This is a genomic window from Pedobacter sp. WC2501, from assembly GCF_052682415.1.
The window spans coordinates 2645388-2658900 of record NZ_JBQZFI010000001.1; the positions used below are offsets into that span (position 1 = coordinate 2645388).

Here is a 13513-nt window from a genome sequence, read left to right on the forward strand (position 1 = left end):
AAATAAATCAATTTTTGTTTATTAAAGGGCTAATTGTTTAAATTGTTTTGTAGTTGGGTGAGTGCAAAAGATTGTTGAATTGTTCGATAGTTGGGATTGCATGCCTTAACGGGTTTGAAAATGAGAATGATTTAACAATAAAGCAATAAAACAATTTAACAATTCTTTACTTTTGAACCTTTATGACAGAGACAGAAAAACTTAGGATAGACAAATATTTATGGGCCATCAGGTTGTTTAAAACCCGGAGCCTTGCTACTGATGCCTGCAAAGCCGGAAGGGTGAAGTTGAAAGGGCAGAATATTAAACCTTCGGCCATTGTAAAAGTTGGTGATGTTTATCAGGTATCAAAAGGTATTGAGAAGAAAATCATTGAAGTGGTAGAATTTTCATACAACAGAACTGATTCGCCAACAGCCTTAACTAAATATAAAGATTTAACTCCTGTTGAAGATACCCATGCCTTTAAATCGATGTTCCATGCGCCAAGCTTAAAACGCGATAGGGGTACAGGGCGTCCTACTAAGAAAGATCGTCGTGAAACAGATGATCTGATTGGAGGAATGTTTGAAGAAGAATAGTTAATTCCCAGTTTTCAATTTACGGTTTTCAGTTTCTTGCAAACTGATAACTGCATACTGCAAACTGAAATGCCTCATTCTATAACTCATTATGGCGGTTTTACCCAGTTTTTCGATCAATTTATAATTCGCAACAGCCCCTACCGCTGCACCAATAAAAGGTAACATCTGGGCAAGTTTAGCCAAATCGATATAATCGCGGTATTGCTGTTGAAAGGTAAGCCAATCAAATTCATCAATGTTTGTGGGTAATTGATGAGCTTTATCATCCCAATCCTGCATTTTATAAAATATATTCTGGCTTTCTTCTTTGCTCGAAAAGGCCAGTTGAAAAATGTGTAATATATATAAACGCTCGCGATAATCTTTAACATCGTATCCGTAAACCGCGGCAATGTCAAAAAGCATCTTCATTTTAATGCCCAGCAATAAAGGGAAATCGGCCAGGCTCATTAAAAAACCTCCCGCTCCGGTAATTCCACCCTCTGTTGCACCGGTTTTTTTGTAATTATCAATTTTTTGTTTTACCAACGCTTCCCGGTGCATTAAGGTTAAATCGGTAATGGGTTTCGACGTGGTAAAGGTAGAACCAAAAAGCACTGCCTTAACCATTTGTTTAATCGCAGTGGTAATGGCATTATGAACTTTATCGGGAATATAGCTGTTTATTTTTTTCTGCACTTTATCCGTCACTTTACTCAAAAGCGAAGGTTTTTGCAAGGTTTTAAACTTCCAGAAATTTAGTTCACCACTTATTTTTTGTTCGTAGGTCATGTTTCAATGCTACAATAATTATTCCTTAAAATTTAGCATGAAATAACTTTGAAGAATAAAGAATAAACTATATATTTAGTTACCTGAATATAAACTTAATCCTTTCATTATGAAAACCTTAAAATTGTTCTGTTTACTGGTGTTGACTGCGGGAGCGGCTAATGCTCAAGGGGTAAAATTTTCAGCTGATCAACCTGCAGCAGGAAGTACCGTTAAATTTACTTACGATCCAAAAGGAACCAACCTGGAAAACCTGGCCGATGTAAAATGTAAGAGTTATACTTTTTTTTCGAAAACCAACCTAAAAGACACCAAAATTGAGCTGGTAAAAGAAGGGGCGATTTATAAAGGGGAAATTACTACGGCGGATAGCGTTACCGTGGTTGGACTTGCTTTTTCGGTTGGCGATCAGAAAGATGAAGCGCCTGCGGGTTATGTACTTGAATTTACCAAAGGTGGAAAAGTGCCTGCTGAAGCCTATCTTAACGAAGCCTTTTTATACGGATTGGCCGGAAATTATTATCTCGGGCTTACCATTGATCCTGAAAAAGCAGTTAGTTTATATAAACAGGCATTCGCCTTAAAGCCAGAGTTGAAAAAGAAAAACCTGCAACAATATCTTTCGCTGGAGTACAAAGCAGATAAAGATAAGGGAACAAAGCTCATCAATGAGAATATTTCGACCTTATCTAAATTAAAAGAACCTAAAGAAGAAGATTTAAGCACTGTTATTGGGCTGTATTCATTATTAAAGAAAAAAGCTCAGGCAGACTCGGTAAAAATAATCCTGTTGAAAAAATATCCGACAGGAAATTATGCCTGGGGAGATGATATGAATGCGCTATATGGTACAAAAGATTTTGGAACACAGGAGAAAAAAGCAGCAGACATGATTGCCAAATTTAAATTCGATGCCAAAAAAAAAGCAGATGCCGATAAGTTAAATTCAATTTATGGCATTTTGGCAAACGCAAGTATACAGGCAAAAAATGCCGATAAATTTGAACTTTATGCTGGTAAAGTAACTAATAAACAAAGCAAGGCAAATTTGTATAATTCTTTTGCCTGGCCATTGGCTGAGAAAAAAGAAAACCTGGAGCTAGCAACACAACTCTCTAAAAAATCACTCGATTTGATAGAAGAGGCTAAAAATGGTGAAGTACCAGTTTATTTCTCTTCAAAAGATGAGTATATAAAATCGCTTGATCGGGCTTACGCCATGTATGCCGATACCTATGCACTATTGCTGCATCATCAGGGTAATAACAAAGAAGCATTGGCTTATCAGGAAAAAGCTAAGGCTTATAATGATGCTAGTGGAAACGAACGGTACATCATGTATTTAAATTTAACGGGTAATAAGGATAAAGCCTATGCTGAAGCCGAAAAGATCATAAAAGAAGGGAAAGCCACTGACTCTTTGAAAACAATTTTCAAAACGCTTTACATTTCATTAAAGAAAGAAGGAACTTACGAAACCTATATTGCCAACTTAGAAAAAGCAACACTGGAAAAAGAAAGAGCGGAGTGGACCAAAAAAATGATCAATATACCTGCGCCTGGGTTTTCTTTAACTAATCTTAAAGGGGAAAATGTAAGCCTAGCCAGTTTAAAGGGGAAGATTGTGATTTTAGATTATTGGGCAACCTGGTGCGGCCCTTGTGTTGCTTCTTTTCCGGGGATGCAAAAAGCCATGGCGAAATATTCAGGTAACCCCAATGTGGTATTCTTGTTTGTAAACACCTGGCAAAATGAAGAAAATAGAGAAAAACTTGTTACCGATTTTATTGCCGAAAAGAAATATAATTTTAACGTGCTTTACGATACCAAAAATGCAAAAGACCCCTCAAAATTTGATGTGGTAAGTGCTTATAAAGTTGATGGAATCCCTACCAAATTTGTAATAGATGGTGATGGTAACATCAGGTTTAAAGCCGTTGGTTTCTCAGGCTCTGATGATGGTGTGGTGAAAGAAATAGATGCCATGGTCGGATTACTGGCTTCTAAAGAATCGGGTAAATAATTCGATCTTTTTATAATAATATTAACGAGAGTGATCGTCATTTCGAGCGGAGTGTAACGAAGTCGAGAAATCTATAATAGATCTCTCCATTTCACTACGTTCCAGTCGAGATGACGGTACTTTTATTAAACTGTCAACTTCTTAATAATCAATCCGCATTGCAGAAGTTTCCCATAATTTGAAAGCTGCCAGAGCTTCATCCTGCATCAGTTGAATTACCGGAAGGCTCCTTTTTTCCATCGGTTTATCTAATTCTTCATAAATAAATTTATCACTAAAACCAATGTTTTCGGCATCGGCCTTGGTATTTGCATAATAAATGGTATCAATCTTCGCCCAATAAATAGCACCCAAACACATAGGGCAGGGCTCGCAACTGGTGTAAATTACACAGCCACTTAAATCGAATGTATTCAATTCGGTACAAGCCAACCTAATGGCCGAAACTTCGGCGTGTGCTGTAGGATCGTTGGTTGAGGTTACCTTATTGGCTGATTTAGCAATCAATTTGCCATCTTTTACCACCACAGCGCCAAAAGGTCCACCAATACTTTCGCTTACATTCTGTACAGATAGATCGATTGCCATCTGCATATATTCCTGATGTTGATTCTCCATTTTATATCCTGATTAGTCCTTCTGTCGTTAAAATTCTAAAATAACAGCACAAAAAAAATGCCCCGATTATTCGGGGCATCCTGATTTAAATATCTTTTTAACTTATTTTTTGCTGTATTCTGCGTTTAAGCCTTTAATTACTTCTGAAGTTACATCTAAACTTTCGTCGGCAAATAAAATAGAGCTGTTACCTTTTGAGTAAGTTAAAACCATTTTATAACCTTTTTCTTTAGCGTAACCTTTTAAATATTCTGCAACTTTATCATACAATTTTTCGTTTTCAGCAGCTTGCTCATTCTGTAAAGCACCGCCTGCATTTTGTTGGTAAGTTTGCAATTCCTGTTGCTTACGTGCTAAACGCTCTTCAGTGCTTTTGCGTTGATCGGCTGATAAAGTTTGTGCCGATTGTTGGTATTGTGCAACTTCTCTTTGAAAAGCCTGACCTTTAGCCTGCATATCAGCCTGTGCATTTTTGGTCTTTCCTTCAAATTTCACTTTAAGATCTTTGAAGTATTCATATTTTGTAAGTAACGAGTCGGAGTTTACATACACAATTTTCTCAGTTGGAGAAACCGCTGCAGTAGTACCCTCTGTTTTTTTAGTTTCAGTAGTTTTAGTGTCTTTGTTCTGGCATGCAGAGAAAGCAGTTATCAAAGTTGCTGTTGCAATTAAACCAAAGGTTTTAAAGGTTCTTCTTTCCATTCTTGTTTAATAAATTTTAGCAAACTTATATAAATTAGTTTTGATATGCAATTTAAAGAAATGGCTATTGCGCTACAAGGGTACTTTTGCATTTAGCGCAGTACGTAAAGCGTTTAATTTACTCAACGCTTGCCGCTCAATCTGATAGAGGTGATTTGAAAAGCAAAGCCTGTGTTTCAAACGGCTGTTTGCCCCGCTGTCCGCTTTATTTCATGCCCGCTTCCATCGGGTTTAGGTGGCATGGCAGGTGCTACTATTTGGGGCTGCAGGGCGGCAAGAGCAAATTTTAAAACACCAAACGTTCCTATGGAACGATAACGCTAATTAAACAATTAGCTACCGATGAATCGTCCCTAACGGGACGGCAGGCAAGCATTAGTTTTTAAAAAAAAAATACCGCTGCTGCATGTCATTAAGTTAATTCATCTGCGCAGTTAATATATTTAACCACAGATAAAAAAGGATGCACACAGATATAAAATCCGTGTTTAAAAATCGTTATCATAATGACACTACGCAATGACGCTTCTGGCAATTGTTGGTATTGTGAAAAAAACGTCCCATAGGAACCTATGCCCGGTAGAAAAAAATGTAATGTTTTTTCTATGAACCGTCCCTAACGGGACGGCAGGCAAGTATTAGTTTTAAAAAACACTGTGGCATGTCATTAAGTTAAGTCCTCGGCGCAGGTAACATCATTTAGCCACAGATAAAAAGGATGCACACAGATATAAAATCCGTGTTTATCTATGGTTAAAAATCGTTATCATAATGACACTAGGCAATGACGCTTCTGGCAATTGTTGGTATTGTGAAAAAAACGTCCCATAGTAACCTATGCCCGGTAGAAAAAAATGTAATGTTTTTTTCTATGAAACGTCCCTACGGGACGGCAGGCAAGTATTAGTTTTAAAAAACACTGTGGCATGTCATTAAGTTAAGTCCTCGGCGCAGGTAACATCATTTAACCACAGATAAAAAGGATGCACACAGATATAAAATCCGTGTTTATCTATGGTTAAAAATCGTTATCATAATGACACTACGCAATGACGCTTCTGGCAATTGTTGGTATTGTGAAAAAAACGTCCCATAGGGACCTATGCCCGGTAGAAAAAAATGTAATGTTTTTTTCTATGAACCGTCCCTAACGGGACGGCAGGCAAGTATTAGTTTTAAAAAACACTGTGGCAGGTCATTAAGTTAAGCCTCCGGCGCAGGTAACATCATTTAACCACAGATAAAAAGGATGCACACAGATATAAAATCCGTGTTTATCTATGGTTAAAAATCGTTATCATAATGACACTAGGCAATGACGCGGCGGGCAATTGTTGGTATTGTGAAAAAAAACGTCCCGTAGGGACGAATGCCAGGTAGAAAAAAAATGTAATGTTTTTTCGTTCCATAGGAACGTTTGGTGAATAATCCGTTCAAATTCAGTATTGTTTTGCCCACCTAAACCCGATTGAAATGAAAAGCTTCCGCTTCTTCAGCGGGACTTGTAATGGAAAGCGGGAGGTGGCATGGATTGGAAAGCGGGTTTTGCTTTCCAAACCTGATTTAAACATGTTTTAATCGCTTTAACAGTAATCTCTTAACAGCTCAAAACTTATCCACATATTAGTTTAAATGCCAAAATTTCCGTATTTTTGATACTTATTGTTTTTAATTAAAATATGAGCGAAGAACAGGATTTAAAGTCAAATTATTCGGCAGATAATATACAGGTTTTAGAAGGTTTAGAAGCGGTGCGTAAGCGCCCTTCAATGTATATAGGTGATACTGGTGTTAAAGGTTTACACCATTTGGTTTACGAGGTTGTGGATAACTCTATTGATGAGGCTTTGGCCGGTCATGCAGATACTATCGACGTCCGCATTTTGGAAGGTAACTCCATCAGGGTTGAAGATAATGGTCGTGGTATTCCAACCGGGATCAATACAAAAGAAAATAAATCGGCTTTAGAAATCGTAATGACGGTTTTACACGCCGGTGGTAAATTTGATAAAGATACTTACAAGGTTTCGGGTGGTTTACACGGTGTGGGGGTAAGTTGCGTTAACGCCTTATCTACCGATTTAAAAGCAGAAGTACACCGCGAAGGTAAGATCTGGATGCAGGAGTATAAAATTGGTGTTCCACAGTATGATGTTAAAGAAGTTGGAACTACCGATAAACGTGGTACAATTGTAACATTCACTCCGGATGAAACTATTTTTACCCAAACTACTGAATACAAATACGATACTTTAGCCAGTCGTTTACGCGAGTTATCTTTCTTAAATAAAGGAATTAAATTAACCTTAACCGATGAACGTGAGAAACTGGATGATGGTTCTTATTTTTCGGAAACTTTCCTTTCGGAAGGTGGTTTAAAAGAGTTTGTAGCCTTTTTAGATGATACCCGTACCTCTATTCTGGCAGAGCCGATTTATATTGAAGGTATTAAAAATGGTGTTCCGGTTGAGCTGGCTTTCCAGTATAACGATAGTTATTCTGAAAATGTGCACTCTTATGTAAACAACATCAATACCCACGAGGGTGGTACACACATTGCCGGTTTCCGTAGGGGTTTAACCCGTACTTTAAAAAACTATGCCGATAAGGAAGGTTTATTAAAGAACGTAAAAATGGAAATTACCGGTGATGACTTCAGGGAAGGTTTAACCGCAGTAGTTTCGGTAAAAGTACAGGAACCACAATTTGAAGGACAAACCAAAACCAAATTGGGTAACAGTGAGGTAATGGGATCTGTTGATATTGCAGTAGGAGAGGCTTTAGGTAATTACTTAGAAGAGAATCCTAAAGAAGCTAAAATGATTATCAATAAGGTAATCTTAGCGGCTACAGCGCGTGCAGCGGCCCGTAAAGCCCGCGAAATGGTACAGCGTAAAAGTGTAATGGGTGGTTCAGGTTTGCCTGGTAAACTTGCCGATTGCTCAGACAGTGATCCAGAAAGATGCGAAATTTACCTGGTAGAGGGTGACTCGGCGGGTGGTACTGCTAAACAAGGTCGCGATAGAAACATTCAGGCCATTTTACCATTAAAAGGTAAAATCCTGAACGTAGAGAAAGCGATGGAGCATAAGATCTACGAAAACGACGAGATCAAAAATATGTTTACGGCGATTGGTGTAAGTATTGGTACACCAGAGGATAACAAAGCATTAAACATGACTAAACTGCGTTACCACAAGATTGTAATCATGACGGATGCGGATATCGACGGTTCACACATTACTACGTTGATCTTAACTTTCTTCTACCGTTACATGAGGGCATTAATCGAAGCAGGTTATGTTTATATTGCTTCGCCGCCACTTTATCAGGTTAAAAAAGGTAAAGAATTCGAATATTGCTGGAATGATGTACAACGCGATGCTGCTGTACAACGTTTAAAAGGTGCAGGTAAAGAAGATAGTGTACATATTCAGCGTTATAAAGGTTTGGGTGAGATGAACGCAGAACAATTGTGGGAAACTACCTTAAATCCGGCAACGCGTACTTTATTACAGGCCACTATCGAAAGTGCTGCAGAGTGTGATCATACTTTCTCTATGTTAATGGGCGATGAAGTTGCTCCTCGTAGAGAATTTATCGAGCGTAATGCAAAATATGCGAAGATTGATGCTTAACCCATAAATCCCTTTAAAGGGAATTAAATATATAAACCCTCTTCAAGTTAAAATCTTGGAGAGGGTTTTTTGTTGCCTGGAATTTAATTTTATTGTATAAAAATTATATACATAGATTTCTTATGTATGTAGTTTTGCTATATATTTGTTTCATGGCGATCAATAACGAATTGTTTAAAGGTACTTTACAAACTATTATTTTGAATCTGTTATCTGAAAATGAAAGGATGTACGGGTATGAAATTACGCAAAAGGTGAAATCGATAACTCAAGGCGAATTATTGCTGAAAGAAGGTGCTTTATATCCTGCTTTGCATAAACTTGAGGCTGATGGATTGTTGGATACTGCTACAGAAGTTGTCGGTAACCGTCTTCGTAAATACTATTCTCTATCTAAAAGTGGAGAAAAAGAAGTGGTAAATAAACTACAGGAAGCAAAAGATTTTATTGCTCATTTACAAGTATTATTAAACTTAAAACCTTCTTTCTAGATGAATCTCAATCAGGAACAATTGCGTCAAATTAAAGACCTCATAGCGCAGAGCGGTTTTAAAGAGGTTGATGTGCAGATGGAAATTTTGGATCATGTTGCCTCATCAGTAGAAGATAAAATGGAAGAAAACCCATTGCTTACTATTGATGATGCGATAAGTGCAACGCATCAATCGTTTGGCATAATGGGATTCAGTGCTTTTGCAGATGGAATAGCCAATTCAATTCGCGTAAAATACAGCCGTTTGTTCTGGAGGTTTTTTTTCTCGGCTTTCGGATATAAATATTTGTTACTGCTTTGCTTCTCAATATTTGGTATTTACAAAATGCAGTACCTACTTACAGCAAATATTTTTTATATATTTTTAGTTATTGGTCTGTTCTGTGTATTTGGAATTATGGTATTTTCTAATATTAAACCTGCTGTTTATAAGATGTTTGTCTCTTTTAAAACCGGAACTTCTTTCCTGCCTTTTTTAGGATATATTTTACTTTTAACCAATTTTTCCATGAACGATATACCAGCCGAATACACCATTTTTTCTATTAATGTACAGCAATTAACGGTGTCACTTTCTATCATTTTATTTATGCTCTATTTTAATGCTGCGATTAGAACAGCTAAGGCGAGTATTAAGGATACTAAGTGGTTAATTGAAAAATATAGACTTTTATATAATTAATTGTAAAAGCAAAGGCCATTCATTTTTTGAATGGCCTTTGTCTTATTTATACACTATGAACCATCGATTCTTTTTATCCAAAAAGAAAGCTAATGGTATTTAACTAACCACCTCAAATTAATGAGATTTATCTTAAGAAGGGTTATTACAAAATGTAATACGACCCAACTGGAGCCAGTTCTGTTTGAGGTTTGTCCTCATATATTTTATTATCATCTAACATCTGGCAAAGATCGCGTTCAATAGTTCTGCAGATGGTTGTAGTTGGGGTATCCGTAGGTTTATTCTCAAAGGGATCCTGAAGATGAACGGCCATTTTTTCTACCAATAAAAAGAATGCTGCAATAGCAACCACTAAAGGAACTTCCATGTAACCAAAGTATTCGATCAATCCGAAAGGCAACAATACGATGAATAAATGGATCGACATATTGATATACTTGCTATACGTAACGGGGAAAACGGTGTTTTTAATTCTTTCCGATCCACCCATGTGGTTACATAAACCTGTTATCGTTTTGTCTATTTCTATCTGCTGGTATTTATTGATCCAACCTTCCTGTAATGCCTTTTTTAAATCCATGGCATGTAACTCCAATATGGTTGTGGTTACATTTTTACGTTTCTTAACGAAGGCGACTTCTTCTGCGGAAAGGTATTCTTCCAAACCTTTTCGTGCATTAAAACCGCGCAACGATTGACTTAAAGCATAACACCAGGCAATCTGTCGTTTAATAAACCTGGCTTTAAACTCCTCAATTTCGTCTAATCCATAAGGGTTCTCAGTGAACGACAATATCTGGCGGGAGAGGGTTCTCGAATCGTTAACTATGGCGCCCCAAAGAATCCTCGCCTCCCACCATCTATCGTATGCCTGGTTAGACCGAAATGCCAATAGAAGTGAAATAATTGTTCCTAGTAAAGCTGGTACAGCAACAGGAATGGAAATTCGGGTAACGTGAAAATTCTCGTACAATACCACAATACCTATAGAGTAACCAATAACAAACAGGAGTTCTTTTTTGATCTTTCCGAATATATAGGTGAGCGGAATATTATTTCGTAATAGCATAATATAAAGTTTGAAGGTGATAATTAAGAATTTACTTCTTGCAACTGTGTTTCGTGTATTTTTGTGTCAATTAAGTTTTCGCTGGCATGAACTGTCAATGCGTTTAATTGAATTACTGCGCAACCTGCACGTTCCGTTAATATTTTAGGGTCGATGCTATATTTGTTGATTGGCGTAAAATTGTATTCTTTTAAATAAGCAATGCATTCTACATCAAAAGCTTCGATAAAGTTTTTGAAAGCCGCTACTGTACTTCCATAAAAATATTCGATTCCAATCGTATTGATCTGAGTAGGATACTTTGCTTTGGCTTGATTTATTTGCTGATAAAATTCGTCGCTCACATTTTCATAATCGCGGCTGCGGCGACTCAACATTAACATATCAGTGATCGAATCTGATAGTTTAAAGGCATGTACAAAAATGATGTTCAAACTTTCATTTTTTTGATGTTGAACCAGTGCATCAATAATTTTAATGCTATCTAATTTAAAGTCGGTTGGAACTAATACTGTTTTCATCGCTATATCTTGTTTAAATGAATTGAAATATTATTTATACAAGTTTAGCGCGATGTTATTATAGCGAAATAAGAGCGAGATTAGAACGAGATTAGAACGTACTCTTTTTTGGAGTTAACAGTTTGTTGGTTTATTCGTCAATAGTTCATTTGTGCAATAGAGACGCACGTGATTTTTATGATGATTGCTCTATTGATAAATTGTTCAATTGTGAGGGAGTGTGTACTTAAATACTGCCGTGCGGCTAAAAACTTAATGTTCTTAATTTCTTAAGTTTACAAATGACAAATGAACTAATGAACCATTAAAATGAACTAACTTTTAGTTGGTAATAAAACCTTTATTTCCGAACCAATTCCTACTTGTGATTTAATGCCGATACTGCCTCTGTGCAAACGGATGATATTGAGTGAAAGTGGTAAGCCAACGCCATAACCTTTAAAATCGGAAGTGTTCGATGCCCGGTAGAAAGGTTCAAATATGTGTTGAATATCGGTTTGTGGAATACCGATACCCCGATCGGTTACAGCGATAGAAAGCATATTCGCATTACTTTCTATACTAATGCTCACCAGATTCTCATTAGAATATTTGCAGGCATTACTTACAATATTGCTGATGGCCAGCTTCATCAGGTTCTTATTTACCCTAAGTGAAAGCAGTTCCTCATCGTCTGGAAGTTTGCTGAAATCAATCTCTATTTTACTGTTGGGATGTACCTGGTTTACTGAATCTTTAATTTCCCATAACAGTTCGTCCATTCTTACTTCTTCCCAGGGCTGGTTTTTTCCGTTGAAACCCGATTGCGCCAGACCTAATAAACTGGTTAAGATATGTTCCAGCCTTTCTGCCTCATCTTTAATTTTTGATAATGCTTTTTCCTGTTTAGCCGTATCATCGATAGTTTTCATGGCCAGTTCTACCTCTCCACTAATAATGGTTAAAGGTGTTCTCAGCTCGTGTGAGGCATTACTGATAAAATTATTCTGCGTTTCAAAAGCTGTTTCCAAACGGTTAAGCATATTATTGAAGGTTTGGGCCAATTGCGACATTTCATCATTTCCTTTTTTAACATCTAACCTTAAGTGTAAATTTTCGGCCTTTATTTTTTTTACACTTTTAATGATGTTTCGAAGCGGCATTAACATGTAATTGGAAAATTTCCATCCCACCACAAATGATAATATTACAGAAAGAAAAAAGCCAATAATTAAAATTCTTTGCAGGTCTTTTAACTCGCGGAAGCCAACAGGATCATTTGCAGAAACAATAACCATATATCCTCCGTTCGAATTTTTAAAGAATTTACCAGCATAGAAGTGATTTTCGGTGCGGTAGCGGGCTACATAACCGGCTTTTATCTGATTATAAAAACTTGCGGGTAATTCGCGGTCCAGTTTATTGGTTGGTTTGCCTGCTTCAATGATATACTCTTTTTCAGATGGCAAACGCTCCAGGTACCTATTGCGCATTTTCGCATAAACCTTATTGTTGTCATCTTCATATAGTTTAATCTGAGCGGCAATGTTAACCCTGGCTTCCAGGCGTTTATAAAAATCTTCGAAGGCGAAGTCGTTAGAGAAATACCAAACAAAACCACTTAATAGGGAGATAATAATTGCCGATAGAATGGCAAAGAGTAAAGTGATTTTTTTTGCTATCTCCATTTATTTTTCCCTTAATATATAACCTAAGCCTACAGCAGTATGGATAAGCTTTTGATCGGCGTTTTTATCTATTTTTTTGCGAAGATAATTAACATAAACATCAACCACATTGGTGCCAAGGTTAAAATCGATATCCCAAACGTTTTCTAAAATGTCTATCCTGGATAAAATTTTAGATTTGTTTTTGGCCATGTACTCAATTAGCCGGTACTCGGTTGCTGTAAGTACAATTTCCTGTTGGTTTCGTTTTACCGTTTTTGCGCTTAAATTAATCTGGAGGTCTCCTACAGAAATAATCTGATCTTGTGAAGCCGAGCCATGATATCGCCTCAATAGCATTCTGATCCGTGCAAAAAGTTCAGCAAATTTAAATGGCTTTATTAAATAATCATCTGCACCATTATCCAGTCCGTTTACCACATTTTCGGTAGTACCCAAGGCCGTGAGCATAATAATGGGTGTATTTGGTTTTTGTTCTTTGATGATTTTGCAAAGTTCCAGGCCATTTATTCCAGGTAGCATGATATCAAGAATAATCAGGTCGAACTGATTTTCTAAAGCCATCTGTTTCCCGATTAAACCATCAGGAGAAATACTTACGGTAAATCCCTCATCAGTTAAACCTCTCGAAATTACAGATACAACGCTCGGTTCATCTTCTACTAGTAATAAATTCATTTGTTAGCAAGTAATCTAAAAAATAGCGAATTACAAAATCTTAATAGGTAGTTAGTTGGTTTTT

General features: G+C 36.9%; 12 protein-coding genes. 5 read left to right on the forward strand and 7 right to left on the reverse strand.

The window, feature by feature from the left end:
- Nucleotides 1-182 precede the first annotated feature (182 nt).
- Nucleotides 183-581, forward strand: a complete 399-nt coding sequence (locus ACUN24_RS11345; protein WP_445562578.1) for an RNA-binding S4 domain-containing protein — start codon at nt 183-185, stop codon at nt 579-581.
- Here ACUN24_RS11345 and ACUN24_RS11350 read toward each other — a convergent pair whose 3' ends face one another.
- Nucleotides 582-1355 carry an EcsC family protein gene (locus ACUN24_RS11350; protein WP_445562579.1) on the reverse strand — a complete coding sequence of 258 codons (774 nt, stop codon included), beginning with the start codon at nt 1353-1355 and terminating at the stop codon, nt 582-584.
- Nucleotides 1356-1464: 109 nt separating this feature from the next.
- On the opposite strand from ACUN24_RS11350, the gene ACUN24_RS11355 reads away from it, so the two are divergent.
- Nucleotides 1465-3378, forward strand: coding sequence for a TlpA family protein disulfide reductase (locus ACUN24_RS11355; RefSeq protein WP_445562580.1), 1914 nt, complete (start codon nt 1465-1467; stop codon nt 3376-3378).
- A 141-nt stretch (nt 3379-3519) separates the two neighbouring features.
- On the opposite strand, the gene ACUN24_RS11360 is transcribed toward ACUN24_RS11355, so the two are convergent.
- Together ACUN24_RS11360 and ACUN24_RS11365 are read right to left on the reverse strand one after the other, a co-directional pair.
- Nucleotides 3520-3996 carry a nucleoside deaminase gene (locus ACUN24_RS11360; RefSeq protein ID WP_445562581.1) on the reverse strand — a complete coding sequence of 159 codons (477 nt, stop codon included), beginning with the start codon at nt 3994-3996 and terminating at the stop codon, nt 3520-3522.
- 102 nt (nt 3997-4098) lie between these two features.
- Nucleotides 4099-4698, reverse strand: coding sequence for an OmpH family outer membrane protein (locus tag ACUN24_RS11365; protein ID WP_445562582.1), 600 nt, complete (start codon nt 4696-4698; stop codon nt 4099-4101).
- 1679 nt (nt 4699-6377) lie between these two features.
- Here ACUN24_RS11365 and gyrB point away from each other — a divergent pair.
- The 3 genes from gyrB to ACUN24_RS11380 all read left to right on the forward strand — a co-directional run bounded on the left by gyrB (nt 6378) and on the right by ACUN24_RS11380 (nt 9511).
- On the forward strand, nt 6378-8336 hold the full coding sequence (gyrB, locus tag ACUN24_RS11370; RefSeq protein ID WP_121282553.1) for a DNA topoisomerase (ATP-hydrolyzing) subunit B: 1959 nt from the start codon (nt 6378-6380) through the stop codon (nt 8334-8336).
- Between the two features lie 152 nt (nt 8337-8488).
- Nucleotides 8489-8827, forward strand: a complete 339-nt coding sequence (locus tag ACUN24_RS11375; protein ID WP_193419926.1) for a PadR family transcriptional regulator — start codon at nt 8489-8491, stop codon at nt 8825-8827.
- On the forward strand, nt 8828-9511 hold the full coding sequence (locus ACUN24_RS11380) for a hypothetical protein (protein WP_445562583.1): 684 nt from the start codon (nt 8828-8830) through the stop codon (nt 9509-9511).
- Between the two features lie 145 nt (nt 9512-9656).
- Here the strand turns inward: ACUN24_RS11380 and ACUN24_RS11385 are convergent, their stop codons facing one another.
- From ACUN24_RS11385 to ACUN24_RS11400, 4 genes are all read right to left on the reverse strand, one after another.
- Nucleotides 9657-10583: a bestrophin family protein gene (locus ACUN24_RS11385; RefSeq protein ID WP_193419928.1), complete on the reverse strand. Its 927-nt coding sequence runs from the start codon at nt 10581-10583 to the stop codon at nt 9657-9659.
- Between the two features lie 23 nt (nt 10584-10606).
- Entirely contained in the window at nt 10607-11104 is a 498-nt protein-coding gene (locus ACUN24_RS11390; protein WP_445562584.1) for a hypothetical protein, read from the reverse strand.
- Between the two features lie 314 nt (nt 11105-11418).
- On the reverse strand, nt 11419-12771 hold the full coding sequence (locus tag ACUN24_RS11395) for a sensor histidine kinase (protein ID WP_445562585.1): 1353 nt from the start codon (nt 12769-12771) through the stop codon (nt 11419-11421).
- Nucleotides 12772-13449 (reverse strand): response regulator transcription factor, encoded by a 678-nt coding sequence (locus ACUN24_RS11400; protein ID WP_445562586.1) that lies wholly within the window; start codon nt 13447-13449, stop codon nt 12772-12774.
- Nucleotides 13450-13513: the final 64 nt, after the last annotated feature.